This window comes from Clostridium mobile, from assembly GCF_018918285.1.
GTDB classification, from domain to species: domain Bacteria; phylum Bacillota; class Clostridia; order Clostridiales; family Clostridiaceae; genus Clostridium_AW; species Clostridium_AW mobile.
Window position 1 is genome coordinate 228653 of the sequence record NZ_JAHLQF010000004.1, and the last position, 17548, is coordinate 246200.

At 30.4% G+C, this 17548-nt stretch carries 16 protein-coding genes; all 16 read right to left on the reverse strand.

Annotation, left to right across the window (positions count from 1 at the left end):
• Nucleotides 1–14: 14 nt before the first annotated feature.
• The 16 genes from KQI86_RS16275 to KQI86_RS16350 all read right to left on the reverse strand — a co-directional run bounded on the left by KQI86_RS16275 (nucleotide 15) and on the right by KQI86_RS16350 (nucleotide 17382).
• Nucleotides 15–440 carry a tripartite tricarboxylate transporter TctB family protein gene (locus KQI86_RS16275; protein WP_216440480.1) on the reverse strand — a complete coding sequence of 142 codons (426 nt, stop codon included), beginning with the start codon at nucleotides 438–440 and terminating at the stop codon, nucleotides 15–17.
• Nucleotides 441–464: 24 nt separating this feature from the next.
• Entirely contained in the window at nucleotides 465–1457 is a 993-nt protein-coding gene (locus KQI86_RS16280; RefSeq protein ID WP_216440481.1) for a tripartite tricarboxylate transporter substrate binding protein, read from the reverse strand.
• Nucleotides 1458–1504: 47 nt separating this feature from the next.
• A complete protein-coding gene (locus KQI86_RS16285) occupies nucleotides 1505–2533 on the reverse strand; it encodes a 4-hydroxythreonine-4-phosphate dehydrogenase PdxA (protein WP_216440482.1) in 1029 nt (342 codons plus the stop codon).
• A gap of 178 nt (nucleotides 2534–2711) precedes the next feature.
• Nucleotides 2712–4646, reverse strand: a complete 1935-nt coding sequence (locus KQI86_RS16290) for a sigma 54-interacting transcriptional regulator (protein WP_216440483.1) — start codon at nucleotides 4644–4646, stop codon at nucleotides 2712–2714.
• Nucleotides 4647–4744: 98 nt separating this feature from the next.
• Complete coding sequence (locus KQI86_RS16295; RefSeq protein WP_216440484.1) at nucleotides 4745–4951, reverse strand: hypothetical protein; 207 nt, start codon at nucleotides 4949–4951, stop codon at nucleotides 4745–4747.
• A complete protein-coding gene (gene ptsP / locus KQI86_RS16300; protein WP_216440485.1) occupies nucleotides 4935–6653 on the reverse strand; it encodes a phosphoenolpyruvate--protein phosphotransferase in 1719 nt (572 codons plus the stop codon). The genes KQI86_RS16295 and ptsP overlap by 17 nt, the downstream gene beginning before the upstream one ends.
• A 57-nt stretch (nucleotides 6654–6710) precedes the next feature.
• A complete protein-coding gene (nagB, locus tag KQI86_RS16305) occupies nucleotides 6711–7439 on the reverse strand; it encodes a glucosamine-6-phosphate deaminase (RefSeq protein ID WP_216440486.1) in 729 nt (242 codons plus the stop codon).
• Between the two features lie 3 nt (nucleotides 7440–7442).
• On the reverse strand, nucleotides 7443–8591 hold the full coding sequence (gene nagA, locus KQI86_RS16310) for an N-acetylglucosamine-6-phosphate deacetylase (RefSeq protein ID WP_216440487.1): 1149 nt from the start codon (nucleotides 8589–8591) through the stop codon (nucleotides 7443–7445).
• 107 nt (nucleotides 8592–8698) lie between these two features.
• A complete protein-coding gene (locus KQI86_RS16315) occupies nucleotides 8699–9781 on the reverse strand; it encodes a DUF871 domain-containing protein (protein WP_216440488.1) in 1083 nt (360 codons plus the stop codon).
• Nucleotides 9782–9809: 28 nt separating this feature from the next.
• The gene (locus tag KQI86_RS16320) at nucleotides 9810–10118 is read right to left on the reverse strand and encodes a PTS lactose/cellobiose transporter subunit IIA (protein ID WP_216440489.1); all 309 of its coding nucleotides are present in this window, start codon (nucleotides 10116–10118) and stop codon (nucleotides 9810–9812) included.
• 13 nt (nucleotides 10119–10131) lie between these two features.
• Nucleotides 10132–11439, reverse strand: coding sequence for a 6-phospho-beta-glucosidase (locus KQI86_RS16325; protein ID WP_216440490.1), 1308 nt, complete (start codon nucleotides 11437–11439; stop codon nucleotides 10132–10134).
• Nucleotides 11440–11558: 119 nt separating this feature from the next.
• Entirely contained in the window at nucleotides 11559–12860 is a 1302-nt protein-coding gene (locus KQI86_RS16330; protein ID WP_216440491.1) for a PTS sugar transporter subunit IIC, read from the reverse strand.
• Nucleotides 12861–12896: 36 nt separating this feature from the next.
• Nucleotides 12897–13199, reverse strand: a complete 303-nt coding sequence (locus tag KQI86_RS16335) for a PTS sugar transporter subunit IIB (RefSeq protein ID WP_216440492.1) — start codon at nucleotides 13197–13199, stop codon at nucleotides 12897–12899.
• Between the two features lie 15 nt (nucleotides 13200–13214).
• On the reverse strand, nucleotides 13215–14123 hold the full coding sequence (locus tag KQI86_RS16340) for an N-acetylglucosamine kinase (RefSeq protein WP_216440493.1): 909 nt from the start codon (nucleotides 14121–14123) through the stop codon (nucleotides 13215–13217).
• A 33-nt stretch (nucleotides 14124–14156) separates the two neighbouring features.
• Nucleotides 14157–14423, reverse strand: coding sequence for an HPr family phosphocarrier protein (locus KQI86_RS16345; RefSeq protein ID WP_216440494.1), 267 nt, complete (start codon nucleotides 14421–14423; stop codon nucleotides 14157–14159).
• Between the two features lie 265 nt (nucleotides 14424–14688).
• Nucleotides 14689–17382 (reverse strand): sigma-54-dependent transcriptional regulator, encoded by a 2694-nt coding sequence (locus KQI86_RS16350; protein WP_216440495.1) that lies wholly within the window; start codon nucleotides 17380–17382, stop codon nucleotides 14689–14691.
• Nucleotides 17383–17548: the final 166 nt, after the last annotated feature.

Below are 17548 nucleotides of genomic sequence, written 5' to 3' on the forward strand. Positions count from 1 at the left end.
AATTATTGATACTTTTATAATAATCCTAATATGCCTGTTGGTAATGGAACACTTAGCCACAGGACAAATATTCCATAAACTACAACAGAGCAACAAGAACCTATAATTAATGATTTTAATGTTTTATATTTTTCTATATATTTAAGCCATAAGAAAATGTATATAGCGATAGCTAATATTAACCCTAGTAAATATGAGATTAACAACATAGAAATCACACCAACTACAGGTAAAAAAGCTTTCCAATTAAACTTAATCTTGTCTTTATCATTTTTTTGTGATTTAAGTACTAATATTGCGAAGATTACTGCTAAAATTCCTGAAATTACAGGCAAAAATCCCCCTCCTGGACCTTTTCTTATCCAAAATCCATACTTAAATCCATATATGACCCAATAACATCCAGTTATTATCGATAATATTGGAATTATCTTTTTCAATTAAAGCCCCCCAATTCTATAAAATTACTTGATTAAACCTACTTCTTTAAACATGTCATGATATAATTTTGACTGTTCATCGAAGTATTTCTTAGTATCTGCGGAATTTAAATAGTAATTGGTCATTAGGTTCTTCTCTATATAATTCTTCTTCCACTCTTCAGTTTCTGTAACTTTCTTTAATAAGTCTTCATAGAATTTAACTGCTTCTGCTGGCATGTTAGGAGGACCTGATATAGCTCTTATTTCCCTTAATTCAATTTCTTCATAACCTAATTCCTTAAAAGTAGGTGCATCTTTGAATAATTCCGTCAATCTTTCAGGTGAGTAAACAGCAATTGGTGTAACTTTCTTAGCCTCAATTTGACCTATGCATTCTAGTGGATTAAATATACCAGCATCTATATGGCCACCTAATAATGCTGACATAGCGTCTCCTGAACTATTGAATTGAACATATGTGAACTTTGAATTTGTATACTTATTTAACATTTCAAAAGCTAAATGATCTCCATTACCTCTTTGAGATCCGCCTATTTTAATACTTTCTGACTTCTCTTTTATATCTTTTAACATAGTCTCTAAGTTCTTATATTTTCCATCAGATTTTACACATATAGCTAACTCATCTAACGCAACTGTACCGATATAAGTAAGAGCATCTGCTTTAATCGGGGAATCGTTTACAATAGCGCTCATAACTTGCCCTGAGTGTAGAACCATCAAAGTATGTGGATCTTCTTTTTTGTTATAAACATAAGAAAAAGAAACCGCCCCTGATCCACCTGGCTTATTTACTACCATAAAATTTTTAGGAGTAAATTTATTCTTAAAAGCTATATCCGCAATTGTTCTAGCGTTTAAGTCACTTCCACCACCAGCACTTGACGGAACTACAAATTCAATTTCTTTTTGAGGATATTTCCCCTCCTCTTTTTTACCCTCAGCATTGCCACATCCTGCAAGCAAACCTAATGTCAATCCCAAAGAAATTAATAAGTTTATGGATTTTTTCATTTTAGCCCCTCCTATTTATTTAAATATTTTTATCTAAATATTTTTACTTAGATCCCCTTATTCCTTCTATCGCATTGAGCAATTCTAGCTGTCATTTTTATTGCATTTTCAAACGCTGTTGTCTTTGCTATTCCCTTTCCTGCAATATCGAAAGCCGTTCCATGAGCTGCTGTGACAATTGGTGCTGGAAAGCCCGCCGCAACAGTTATTCCCTGATCAAATCCCTTAAGCTTCATAGCTATTTGTCCTTGATCATGATACATGGTAACCACCGCATCAAAATTCCCCTCAAAGGCTTTTACAAACAATATATCAGCAGGATACATACCAACTATATTTATACCTTGTTTTTTTGCTTCTTCTATGACTGGTTCAATAACATCTATTTCTTCTCTTCCACATAAACCATTTTCACCAGCATGAGGATTTAGCGCAGCTACGGCTATTCTAGCATTTTCTAATCCTGCACGCTTTAGCGTTCTATCCGCCAAACGTACTGCTCTTAAAATTGACTCAGAAGTTAATTTATTGCTTATTTCTTTAACCGGTATATGACTTGTTACACGTGATGTCCATAGATCTCCTAAAACATTCATTTCCCCAAAAGGTCCTGTCCAATTAAAATAATGAGCAAATAGCATTTGTTCACTTTCAAAAGTATGGCCTCCTTTTTTCATCGCCCCTTTATTTAAAGGCGCAAAACAAAAACCTTCAATTTTCCCTTCTTTATAAAGATTAATAGCAGTTATAAGCATATCTCCAGTAACTTTTCCTACATAAGAGTCCACTTCTCCTACTTTTACCTCTTCTGAGTTTAAGTTCTTTTGATCAAAAACAATTATTCCATTGGTAAAATCTAAGTTATCCACATTTTCAACAATTTTATATGGGAAATTAACCTTTGCTATATCCATTCCCATTTCTAACACTCTAACATCTCCAATAATTATTGGATAACAATATTTTTCAAGTATGCCCTTTGCCGCCACTTTAGCAACAATCTCAGGACCAATTCCCGCTGCATCCCCTAAGAGGATACCTAACACGGGTTTTTCTCCAAGTTGATTACTAGACATTGTCTCTCTCCCCCTTATTTAAAATATGTAGTTTTCATTTCACTAACATATTGAGCAAAGATTATGCCAATGATGAAATATTGTATATTAGCCTATTTTTTCAAATATTTCTTTATTAATAATCAAAATAAGTTCCATAACGAAACAATGATGTTTCATTATGGAACTTATAAATGTTTCATTTTGAAATACCCTCTAAACGTTTTATTTTTCTCCATAGAGTAGTTCTACTTATTCCTAGTATTTTAGCAGCTTCAGTTTTATTGTTATTTACAGTATGTAAAACTTTTTTTATGGCATCCATCTCTATATCTTCAATGGATGTACAAATTATATCTTCATTTTTATATTCCTCTTTGCATTCCTCTACTTCTCCCTCAAATATTTCTACTTCTTCTTTTAAATTTAGCTGTTCTAAAACATCCTTTTCAGTGATATACTCTCCTTCCATTAGTACAACTAATCTCTCACATATATTTCTCAGTTCTCTTATATTTCCCGGCCAACTATAACTGCTTAAGATACTTAATCCTTCAGGTTTTATCATAGCTGTACTTTTATTGATTTTTTTACAGTACTGTTCAATAAAATGATATACAATATGCTTTATATCTTCTTTTCTTTCTCTTAATGGCAGTATTCTTAAGTTTAATACATCCAATCTATAGAGTAGGTCTTGTCTAAATTCCCCTTTCTTAACTTTTTCCTTAATATCAATATTAGTTGCAGAGATAACTCTAACATCTATGGGAATTACTTTATTATCACCTATTCTTCTTATTTCTCTTTCCTGAAGCACTCTTAAAAGTTTAGCTTGCAAAGTAAGGGATATTTCTCCAACCTCATCTAGAAAAATACTTCCATTATGGGCTAACTCAAATAATCCTATCTTCCCTCCTTTTGAAGCTCCAGAAAATGCTCCTTCTACATACCCAAATAATTCACTTTCCAATAAATTTTCTGGTAAAGCTGCACAGTTTACTGCTACGAAGGGCTGAAACTTTCGATTGCTAGCATTATGAATACTTTGCGCAAATAGCTCCTTTCCAGTACCCGTTTCTCCAATCAATAAAATATTTGATTCCACCTGGCTATATTTATATGCCATCTGAATAATACTATTTAATTCTTTACTTTCACCTACAATATTTCCAAAGCTATATTTGGCTCTTAACCCTTTATCACTTAGACCCATTCTAATTTTACTCTCAGTTTCTTGTATCTTATCAACATTTTGCATTGTAATGACTGCACCTTCATTATTTCCCATGACTCTTATAGGAGCTAAGCTTGATACTATCATAGTTTCATTTATATTATCGATAATGTCACTTTCCTCTTCCCCAATTTCAACTGACTTTACTAATCTGCTTTTAGGAAGAAATTTCTTCAAAAATTCTCCTTTTATATTTCTATTATGAGATATTTGCAAATTCTTATATGCAGATTTATTAATTTCTTTTATCCTTCCAAATTTGTCTACTGCTACAATGCCTTCTTTAGCATTATCAAGTATTATTTTAAATAACTGATTCTTAGCTCTTTCATGTTTTACTACACTTCCAGCATTAATGGCTTCCTTGATAGCCTGCCTTATGGCTTCTTTACCAGTTCTTATCCATACACATTTCCATCCTTGACTTTCCGCCATATTATAAGTAGTTAATCCTCCTACAATAGCGTCTATATCATGCTCTTTAGCAGTTTGTAAAGTTTTTAATACATCTTCTTCATTATCAATCTTAAAAACCTCTATATGAAGATTCATAATTTCTCCTAAACTTTCAGCACCAAATATCATTGTTTCAGAGCCTACAACTGCAATTTTCTTTGGATTATATTTATTTTTGCATTCGTTAATAGCCCTAATAACATCATATCCAGTCACCTCTATTTCTATCACCGGTATATCTACTAGAGCATTTTTAAGAGCTAGATAAGTTAACCCTCTAGCAATAATAATATCAGAATCTATTTCTTTTAATAAAAGGTCTTGTGTGCCAATTATGTGAATAGTTTTAAAGGAAACCCCCTCTTCCTTAGACTCCATAAGAGAATTATAAACTTCATTTTGAATTTCACTGTATGGAATAACAAAAGTTATCTTAATCAAATTCCATCCCCTCACCTTTTTAAACCCTCTTGAATATCCATAATATTTCGAAACCTATTATTAATATTCTACATGGATTTCACTTATCATTCAAAAACTCAGCAAAAATCGTGTTTGTATCCTAGGGCTTCAATATATTTAGAAAATTCCTCATCAAATATAAAAGTTAATTCTTGAGTTGTCGCCCATGCTGGGTGTACACAAAAAGCAAAAGTGCTGTCACACCTAGAAATATTTCTATTGTGAGACAGCACTTTATTGTTAAAAGAGAAGATAAACTTACTTTCATTATTCAATTTTTTCATAACAATTCATTGTATCTTCCAATAGCTTATTAATGATCTCAGAATCCTCTAATTTAAGAATTTTATTGCTAATTTCCTTTGCCTCTGTAGTGGAAAACTTCTTCATGTGTCTTCTTAGTTTTAAAACTAAAGCTGGACTTACACTAAACTCATCAAGATCCATTCCCATAAATACAGGAAGAAGTTTTATATCACTGGCTGCTTCACCACAAATACCTACTGTTATACCTTCTTTATGTCCATTTTTTATTACAGTGCTAATAAGTCTAAGTATTGCTGGATGGTATGGAGTATATAATTCTGATATACTTTCATTTAATCTGTCTACAGCAATAGTGTATTGTATAAGGTCATTAGTGCCTATACTAAAAAAATCCACTTCTTTTGCAAGAATATCAGAAATAATAGCAGCTGAAGGTATTTCAATCATTATACCTATTTTTATGTTTTCGTCATAAGCTATTTTATTAGCTTTTAATTCACTTTTACATTCTTCAAGAAGTTTCTTTATAGCTCTAACTTCTTGAACACTAGATATCATAGGAAACATCACTCTTACATTTCCAAAAGCACTTGATCTTAAAATTGCCCTTAATTGAACTTTAAATAATTCTTTTTCTTTTAAACAATATCTTGAAGCTCTAAAGCCGAGGAAAGGATTTTGTTCCTTTTCGATGTTTAAATAAGGAATTTCTTTATCTCCTCCCACATCTAAAGTTCTAATTATTACAGGTTTTCCATTCATACCTTGCACCACTTTTTTATAGCAATTTAATTGTTCTTCTTCACTAGGTGCTTCTCCTCTGCCCATATATATAAATTCGCTTCTAAAAAGTCCTATTCCTTCACCATCATTTTCTATTACTTGATTCAGTTCTTCTGGCGCACCAATATTACACACTATTTCAAAGGTTTTACCGTCCTTTGAAATAGATTCCATACCAAGTACATGTTTATTAAGTTCTTCTTCCTTCTCTAAATAGTTCTTTTTCTCATTAAATTGATTTATTATAAGATTATCTGGGTTAATAAAAAATTCACCTGTGCCACCGTCCATGACTATTAAAGATTTTTCATTAAATGAATCTAATACTTTACCGGCACCTACAATAGCTGGAATCCCCAAATTTTTAGCTATAATAGCAACATGAGATGTTGGGCCTCCTGCCTCTGTTATAAAACCAAGCACCTTATTTTTAGGTAACTGGGCTGTTTCAGATGGTGTTAAATCATTAGCTGCTAATATGACAGCTTCATTTAACTTACTGTAATCAATGGTGTCCAAATTTAGTAAATTATTTATTATTCTATTTGAAACATCTATAAGATCAATGCTTCTTTCACGCATATAGCTATTATCTAAAGAATTGAACATGTCTACATAAAAATCTGTGGCATCTTTAACCGCCCATTCAATATTAAACTTAGATTCTTTAACTTTGCTTTCAATAAGAGTAATGAGCTCTTCATCTTTTAACATATGAATATGAGCTTCAAAAACTTTTCCTTCTTCCTTTCCCAATGTATCTTCTGTAAATACAATGAGGTCTTTTATTTGGCTAATTGATGTATCTAATGCTTTTCTAAATCTTTTTATCTCATTATCACAATCTTCAATTTTATATTTTTTAACTTCAATTTTATTACCTTTAACTAATACGTTGCCAATAGCAATACCTGCAGATGCGCCTATTCCTTTCATATAACGACCTCCTCCAGCACCTCTTCATAGTTTTAATTGCAAACTTTTAGAAAATAACTATTTTAAGCAACTACCTGCCTTTTCGTCTACAATTATGGTTACATCTGGATGTAATTGTAGTATTGATGCAGGTACCTGTGGAATTATATCACCATAAATAGCTCTATATAATATTTCTGCTTTTTCTTCACCATTAGCAAGTAAAAGAATTTTCTTAGAACTCATAATAGTTTTTATTCCCATACTTATTGCTTGTCTTGGTACATCTTCAATACTATTAAAAAACCTTGAGTTAGCCTTAATTGTATCCTCATCTAAATTTACTAAAAACGTTTTTGATTCAAATTTAAGATTTGGTTCATTAAAACCAATATGTCCGTTCCTTCCTATCCCAAGTAACTGTATGTCTATGCCACCAAATTTTTTAATTTTTTTCTCATAATCTTCACATTCTTTTTGAATATCTTTGGCTAATCCATTTGGAATATGGATATTTTCTTCTCTTATGTCTATATGATTAAACAATTTAGTTTTCATAAAATTGCAATAACTATTTATATCATTAGATTTCAATCCACAATATTCATCTAAGTTAAAAGTAATTACATTTGAAAAGCTTACAACTCCTTCATTATATAAACGAATTAGTTCTTCATAAGTACCTATAGGTGTAGACCCTGTTGCAAGCCCTAAAACACTTTTAGGTTTTAATATAAGTTGACCGGCTAATATACTTGATGCCTTTCTACTTAGCTCTTTATAATCTTTCACTTTGATAATTTTCATAATTTAAGATTCCTTTCTAAAGCATAAGTTTCCTTCTACAATTGTATATAAAATATCTATATTTTCATTAAACACTACAAAATCAGCATACTTCCCTACTTCTATGCTTCCCCTCATATTATCCATACCAATGGCACTGGCAGGATTTATTGTAACCATCTTAATTATTTTTTCTAGTTCCAATTCTGTGTTGATTCTCATGTTCTTTACTGCCCTATCTAAAGTTAAGAGACTTCCAGCTAATGTACCATCCTCAAGAACTGCTCTATCCTTAGACACATATACCTTTTGTCCCCCTAAATCATAACTGCCAGATTTCATGCAAGCTGCTCTCATAGCGTCACTTATTAAAATTATCCTATCATCTCCTTTAATTTTTTCTAAAATATTAAATAATGCAGGATGTACATGAATTGTGTCTGCAATAAGTTCACAGTAAATATCACTGTTTAAAATTGCTCCAACTGTGCCAGGATTTCTATGATGAAGTGGAGTCATAGCATTAAAACAATGAGTTGCACTTTTTATACCATCTTCTATAGCACTCATAGCTTCTTCATAAGTAGAATTTGTATGTCCTATTGATAATAATATATTTTTATTCCCGTTCATTGATTTAATAAAAGTGTGATTTTCATCCATTTCGGGAGCAATAGTAATTACCTTAATTATATCAACATAAGATTTTATGGTCTCCGCTGATGGTGTTAAAATATATTTTTCATTTTGTGCTCCTTTATATTTCGGACTGATAAAAGGACCTTCTAAATGCGCTCCAAGAATTTTAGAACCATGGAAATTTTTGTTCATAGAAATTTTTATTACATCTAAAGCTTTGTGAATATCCTCCATTGGCATTGTCATAGTTGTAGGAAGGAATGCCGTAACTCCATGACTACAAAGACTTTTACTAATAGTCTCCATATTTTCAATATTACCATCCATAACATCAGAACCTTTAGATCCATGGACATGCATATCTATAAATCCAGGAGATATATAATTTCCTTCCACATCAATAGTTTCTATATCTTCATTCAAATATTTATCTTCTACAATTTTAATTATTTTTTCATCATATATAATTGATTTTCCATGTAAAATTTTATCTTTTAAAATTATCTTACCATTTTTGATACATTTTACGGTCATATATTTACCTACCTTTATATTTTTCCCAATTTATTTCCTTATTCCATAATTGACTAATAACTTGTACATTTTCATAAAAATATTGGCTTTTTGCCATATCTTAAAATCTATAATTTAAACTTAAATTTTTGCCATGGTTTAATATAATCTAATAAATAAATTTCATCCTCATCAATTCTGCCTACCACATTGGTTTTACCGCTATTCTCCATATCTTTTAATGCTATTTGAAGTTCTCCGCTATATCTTTCATAAAGAGAGCTTTCAATCAATACATCTCCTCTCTTTATAGGTTTTGCATTAAATAACTCAAATTTATGATCTTTATATTTTACACGGCTTTCCGTTGATCTGATCATATATTCAGATATATCTCCTCTATTAAAATGACTTTCTTCTAAAACTATCCTTTTCTCTATTTCTGGTAAATCTTCTAATAGTTTAACCTTAAATTCTATAATATCTTTATTTAGCACACCAAGTGTATAAAGTTCTTCTTCTGATGCAAAACAATTTGCTATTACAACATCATCTATCAATCCTGTATTAAATAAATCCTTTGCTTGAACATCAATAGGTAAAAATCTATGTTCTTCTAAAGTACAGAGTCCATGGTAGGTTGGCCATGGTCCAAAGGTTCCGCTGGATGAACTAATAAAAGCAGCAGTTCTTATACCCTTTTCCTTAAACTCTCTTGACGTATTTAAAAAATGTTCTCTTGACAATCCTGTATATCTATGTGGATAAAAATTATGACATCCTATTATGTTATCTTTATTAGGACAATAACTTAAAATATTATCAAGATATTTTGTTCCATTACTCATATTTATTTCAATCTTGAGATCATAAGGATTTACACTCATTATACTTTCTTCCATTCCCGAGAATCCCAAATCTAATCTTATTCCACTTAAATTTAGTTCAGAGAAAAATTGAAGATCTTTATAACTTAAATTTAGCTTTTTAAAAATTGAAGGATCTACATCTGCAATAACTTTCATTCCCAGTTCTTTTGCAGTATTGGTTATTTCTTTAAATTGATTTAAATTATTATCTATATCTTCTCCTAAGGATATAAGACAAGTAAACACTCTAGTAAATCCATATTTTGCAGCCATTTTTAAATAATCCTTATATTTCTTTATCTCTCCTTGTGGAGGATATACTGATACTCCTAACTTACCCATTTAACTCCCTCCATTTTTACTTTAAAATTTAATTATTATTTAAGATTTTTTTATACATATCTATAAACTCTATTGCTAAATCTTTTACTGTTATGGCATTCATTAAATGATCCTGCGCATGAATCATAAGCAATGTAATCTTGACTTTTTCATCTCTTGCCTCTGATTGAATAAGCTTTGTTTGTTCTTTGTGTGCTTCTTCTAGGCTTGTATCTGCTAATTCAATACATCTTTCAGCTTTTTTAAAATCACCTGCTTTTGCATGAACTATAGATTCCATAGAAAGACTTCTAGCCTCTCCGCTATAAGATATTATTTTAAATATTATATTCTCCATTTTTAATTCCTCCCTACTTAAATTGAGGTAAATATTCCTTATTTTTATCTAATATATCTTTTAGTAATTTTTTAGTAATATTTATTGAACCGCCTAGTGGATTATTGATTAATGCTAAAAAAGCTTGATTATAATCTCCATTTACTGCCGCTTCTATTGTAAGAATTTCGTAGAGCTTTATCTGTTGCACAAGACCCTTTACAGAATTTAGTAAAGCCCCTGATGATATAGGTACTGCTCCAGTTTTATTTACAATGGCATTTGTTTCTATAACAGAATTATATGGTAAATCTAATATAGCTCCATTGTTTTTTACATTTACAGTATGAATTTCATTTTTATCATTATATATAGCACTCATAAGAGAAACTGCTGCTTCTGAATAATATGCACCTCCTCTTTTATCTAACTCTGATGGTTTTTCATCAAGGTTCTCGTCATCATATATTTTAAATAATTTATTTTCTATCTCCATTACTTGTTTCGCTCTAGTTCCTTCTCCTCTTTTTATACTTTCTAACTCTTCTTTTAAAACTTCATCTTTCATATAAAAATATCTATGATAAGGACAAGGAATCATATTTAAACATTTCAAAAATTCTTCATTCCATTTTAAATCAGGAATATTATTCATATTTATAGAAGCACCATTAGAAAGCCTTTCGATTATCTCTCTTGTTATATCTTTACCATCAAGATAAACAGATTTTCCATAAACCATATGATTAAGTCCTAAAAAATCTATTCTTATTCTATTTACTTCTACATCAAGTAATTTTCCAATATTATTTTTCATTGTTATTGGAACATTACATACTCCAATAGCTTTAACTTTTGTATGATTTAAGACAGTTTCAGTAATAATTCCTGCTGGATTTGTGAAATTAATTAAAAATGCATCTGGAGCTAACTCACTAATATCTTTACATATATCAAGTATCACTGGTATTGTTCTGAGTGCTTTAATAAATCCTCCTACTCCAGTAGTTTCTTGACCAATGAGATCATACTTTAATGGCATTGTCTCATCCTTTGATCTTGCTTCTAGCCCTCCTACCCTAAATTGAGCAACAACAAAATCTGCATCTTTTATAGCTTCTCTTCTATTTAAAGTTGAAGTTATTTTCGTTTTGATATTATGTTTATTTAACATTCTTAAAGAAAGTTTGCTAATTATATCAAGTTTCCATTTTCCCTCTTGTATATCTACTAATGCTATTTCTCTTACAGGGAATTCCTCAATTCTTTGTATTATTCCATGAATAAGTTCCGGAGTATAACTACTACCTCCACCAATTACAGCAATTTTAATACCTTCCATGTTTCCCCCTCCAATTGTATAATTGTATAATACTTTTCCTTTAAATAGGAAAGCAGTTTTTTTGAATTATGCATGGAATTTACAATGAATATTGTAGATTCCATGCATAGTTTTAAACCTTAACCTTTTATACTATTATCTGTTTCTTTCACAATAGTTTCAGATTTTTTATCATCAATTCTTTCTGCTAAAACAATGAAAGGAATATATATAATCACACCGATAACAAGATTTACTATTTGCAATATGGAACCCCTAATTGATCCAGTTGCAATCCATCCACTAATTAAAGGTGGTGTTGTCCATGGTACCATAGCAATAGTATGAGGAACTAGCCCTGTGGCAATAGCAATATAGCTTATTATTGTTAATAGCACTGGTGTTAAAATAAATGGTATTATAAATGCTGGATTTAATACAATAGGCATACCGTATATCATAGATTCATTTATATTAAATAATCCTGGTCCTAATGAAAGATTAGCCATATTTCTATGATGCTTACGCTTTGAAGCTATATAAATAGCAATTATCAAACAAATTGTTGCACCTGAACCTCCCATATATACAAAAGCATCGAAGAATGGTTTTGTAACGATATTTGGTATAGCCGTTCCAGCTACAGCAGCTGCCATATTCTTCTCAAGTGCTGGAAGATAAACTGCTTGCATAACTGGTTCTAATATATTTGAACCATGTAATCCAAAGAACCAGAATAAATGATTTAAAAGTGCAATTAATATTGCTGACCAAAGTGTATTTGCTACAGCTTCTAAAGGTGCTTGTAGTGCATCATAAATCAATTTATGAATATCATCTACTCCAATTACAGCAAATAAAATTTTAATTACTGAAAATATAGCTATTGTTATCATAACCGGTAATAATGATGCAAAGGATTTAGAAACTGCTGGCGGAACATTATCTGGCATTTTAATAATAAGTGACTTCTTTCTTCTTAGCCTTACAAATATTTCTGTAGAGATAATTGCTACAATTATTGCTAAGAATAATCCTACTCCTCCAGCTGCACTATAAGGTATTCCAGAACCATCTGCTGTAGGTTTTGTTATAGCTAATAATGCTGCAAAAGCTACAACACCTGCTGTAAGTCCATCAGATTCATAGGACTTTGCAAGATTATAAGCTATAGTAAATACCACAAGAAAAGACATTATAGCAAAAGATCCTGACCAAATATTTCCTCCAAAACTTTTCCACGATTCACCAAACACATTAGTCATAAAATTTTGATATGCTGGTATTGGTAATGCATTGATTAATGTAGCTAATGAACCCGCTATAATTAGCGGCATTAAAGTTACGAATCCATCTCTTATGGCTACAAGATGTCTTTGAGCACCTATTCTCCCTGCTATAGGGACAAAATGTTCTTCCATAAAACTAATAAATTTTTTCATTTTTTACCCCCCCAATATTTATAAAAGAGATTTTATTTACTTAATCATATCGATAGCTTGCTTTAATACTGCCTCTCCATTCATAGTTCCATATAAAATACTATCAATGACTTTTACTGGTATTCCTTTTGGTACCATTAATTTCTCCATCTTTTTAAGCAAATATCTAACTTGAGGTCCAAGTAAAACCACATCTACATCTTCATGATTTTTCACATCTGCTTCTCCTACTGCAAATATTTCAACTTTTAAGTTTTCTTTAGTTGCAGCATCCTCCATCTTTTTTACTAGTAAACTAGTAGACATTCCTGCACAGCAAACCAACATTATTTTTTTCATAATTTCCTCTCCTTTTTAATATCCATTACTTTTTAAGGCTAAATTTAATGCACCATGGGCTGAGTCGTCATAAGGAGTATGAATTATTATTCTAGGGAATTCATCATTTATCTTTTTCTTTAATAAATTATTCATAAGAGATGATTTTAAAAGTATGCTGCCTCCAAAACTTAGTTGAAAATTCTGAATTTTAATTTTAAATGAAAGAGTTTTAACTATTTTAAATAAGTCCTCTACTGCTTTATCTACAATATCTCTAGAAATTTTATCGGAATAATAGCTTTCTAATACAAGAGGTGCAAGGTCCGCAATATATTGTTTTTTTGAATTATAAATAAATGGTATAAGTTCTTCATAGTTTGAAATTTCAAGAGTTTTACTTACCTTTTCCCATAGTATAGTTTCTTCACTTCTTCCATCGTAGCTTTCCATTATCTTCTTTAAAGCATCCCTTCCAATAGCAAATCCACTTCCATCATCATCAATTATGTGTCCCCAGCCTCCCACTCTAACCGCATTCCCATGAATATCAATGCCATAGGATATTGAGCCAGTACCACTAATTAAAATGGCACCTTTCATGTCACCATTTGCACCAACCAAAGTAGTTATGGAGTCATTAAATATTAATAATTTATTTTTATAACCTAATGCCTTAAAAATATTCCTTAAAAGGTTTTCATCCTCCTCACAGTCAACTCCAGCTCCGCCTAAACATATTGCGATAATATTATCTTTATCAATATTGTGTTTATTATAAAAATAAGTAAACATAGAGCTGAATACTTCTTCTGTTTGCTTTACGCCTATACTGTGATAATTTGTAGGACCAGATTTAAAACTGTCTATAACTTCATTATTGCAGTTTCCTAAAAGGCAAATAGTTTTGGTGCCGCCTCCATCAATTCCAATATAATAACCCATATAATCCTCCTTCTCGTAATGGGACATTAATTGTTATTCATTAAGTAAAGTTTTATTGAATAATTCTTCTAGTTCATTGAATGCTCTTGTCTCGTCTTCTCCATCTATTAAGACAGATATAATGTCCTCCCTTTCTGCCCCAATACTTAAAACTCCTATTATACTTTTTGCATTTACTGATCTTCCATCTTTTTCAATGGTAATGTTAGATTTAAATCGTTGTGTCAAATTAACCAATGCAGCTGCTGGCCGTGCATGAAGCCCTGATTTACTTTTTACCGTTACATTTAATTTTTTCATAGCTTACCTCCTTTACACTAATAATTAAAGCAAATACCGTGCCAAAACTTTTGTTTATATATAACAGCTTTAAATTTTCTTCTTTATCAATAATAAATAGCTTCTTTCAACAGCTTAAAGCGTAAATATTCTTACTTCAGCTATGAAATAAAGTTAACTAAGTACTAATTTTATTTAAAGGATTAAAATATATTTATGTACAAAAATAGTGTGTATATTCAATTACACACTATTTTTATATGCTACACAGATTACACTGAAAACACTAATCTGATTCATTATACATAAACATGCGGCAAATATAAGTCAATTCATTATCTCCAATTTTTACATCATATTGCTCTTCAAGATTTCTCAAGCTTTGTTTTATTTGCACAATTTCTCTGCTGTATTCATTCATAAATTCTTCCAAACCTTTGAATGTCGATTCTCCACCGCCATTTTTAAGTTTATCTATTAAAAAGCACATGTGAATTATTATTCCTATTTCCACTTCATCACTAATAACTTTTTTTAATTGGGCTTTTATATCTTCAATTGCTTGTTTTACATCCTCAACAATTCTCTCAGAGCCCTCAAAGTTTAAATGTTCTTTAAGTGATGAACTGATTTTAGTATAGTTATTATTAGTTTCAATTATCTCTTTTAGAGTATTTATTCCACTGTCTATTAATAAATCTTTAGCAGATATAAATTGTATGTCATCTATATGAATTTTTACCGTTCCAACTATAGCTAAAATATTATAATTTTCTTTGTAGTAATCTATTGAACTTAAAAATTCTCTTCTATTTATAATATTCATTGGAATTATCTCTATATTTTCAAGATTTGACAACTTTTCGTAAATAACTCTTTTTAATCTTTCTGCTGCCCCATCTCCAGTAAAGCAAGCAGTTATTATAATGTTTTTCTTTTTTATATTGGTTTTTCTAATTATTCTTCTTGTAGAATAATTGTTTTCTCTACAACTTTCATATATCTCAATTAAATCTCTGCCTAAAACTGCTTTTCTTAAGGCTTCAATTACTATAGGTGTACTTACTCCGTCTACAGTTTTAGCAACTATCCCTGTTTCTTCATATATCATATCTCCAAAGTTTACTAAGGATCCCATATCTACTAAAAGTAACACCCCCTTGCCTTTATTTATCTCTTCAACCTTCTCTTTTGCTCGTTTATACGCCTCTTCTACATTCATATTTAAAGGCATGTCCAAGGCAGCTCCGTGATTTATCCCAATCAATTCATTAGCCACTTGAAGCATACTACTAGCTGTACTATTCCCATGAAACATCACAAGTACTCCAACTTTATCCTTATCTTCACTTTCTAATTCAAAAGAACTTGCTGCTAAAAACATGGCAATATAACCTATTTCATCAAGAGGTGTTTCAATATGAAAATTATTATCAATAACTTTCGCCATCTCCATAGCTATTAAAAATTCTTCATTATATTTTGCTCTTATAAAATTTAACTTTGGGTTATATATCTTATTTCCATTTTCAATTCTTTTTACGCTTCCATTTAAATGTAATGCAAAAGCAAAATATAGATTTTCATCATATTCTCTATATAATTTGTTTTGTGCATAATTTAATATATAATCCACTGTATTAACTATCTTTTCTCCAATTATATTTATTATTTCATCTCTATTAACCTTCAATGTCATATCTTCAATATGTTTTTTAAAATGACTTTCTATATCAATATTAAGAATTTGATTAATTTCATTGTCTTGAATACCGGATGCCTTTAAACTTTGAAGTTTTCTTTCTATATCATCATAAAAATCTCCTTGTCCTTTATGACTCTGTCCTAAGTTTTTATATTCTTTTTCCTTATAGTAAAATTTAAGAACTTCTCCACTACTTTTTAAAATATTATTTATTTCTTCTCTATTGTTTTTTATCTTTAAAATTCCTCTTTTCACATAGCTAGGTAAATCTTCTTGAGTGATTACTATATAATTCTTTTTTTGAGCTTTATAATTCAAAAAGGCCTTTGCACAAGCTAACTGTATATCACTTTTCAATTGTCCTACATTATTGGGACAATCATATAATAACAAAGATTCTAAAGAGTTTCGATTTATATATATACTTTTAGCCAATCTTTTTGACTCATCTTTTATAAATAATTCAATAAGCCTATACCTTTCTTTCATAGATCTATTCATCAAGGTTGGTAAGGTTATTATCATTGGGATTCTTCTAGTAAATGTACTTAAAAGATAAGATTGAGGATTTTCTGTAGTCGCTGCTATTATTTGAACTGATACTTGTTCTTTTTTTTCTGTTTCTCCTAAAGCTCTAAAATATCCTTTATCTATAAATGTAAAAAGAATTTCTTGCCCATGAGGAGGTAATCTGTGTACCTCGTCAAGAAATATAATTCCACCATCAGCTTTTTTTAGTAATCCTTCTCTATCTTTATCTGCACCAGTATAAGCACCCTTTTTTACTCCAAAAATATAAGCTATCAAAAGCTGAGGATTATCTGCGTAGTCTGCACAATTAAAATGTACAAATGGTGCTCCAGAAAAAAGCATTCCTGTTTCCACAGAAAACTTATACATAAGTTCCGCAAAAAGAGATTTTCCAACTCCAGTTTCTCCAAGTATGAGAGTATTTAATCCTCTTGGGGGATAAAGTATAGCTGCTTTTGCCTGCTGAATAGCTACTTGCAAAGTATCTTGAGCACCTATAAGACTATCCAGACTACTATTCTTAACCTCTTCAATTTTAATCACATCTTCTTCTATGATTTTATATAGTACAGGGCGCCCTTGAATTTTTTCAAGTTTTTTTTCTGAATAAAGCTCATTAAGACATCTGCTGACATTTGCTCTATTAAGATTTAAAGTCTTACTAATATCAATAGCTGATACACCTTCTGGCATTTTTCTCTGCAATACCGAAACAGTCTGTAATATTTTATCTTTATTTCTCAAAACATTCCCTCCAAACATTAGTAGGAAAAATTTATCCGATGACTACCATCCTTAATACTATTATAGCACTTAAAAACAATATTAACATTATTTGTAAATGGATTTCAAATGCTGTAGGTTCTCCCCACTTGGAAAATTTAGATATTTTGAATTTTATTAAAGAAGA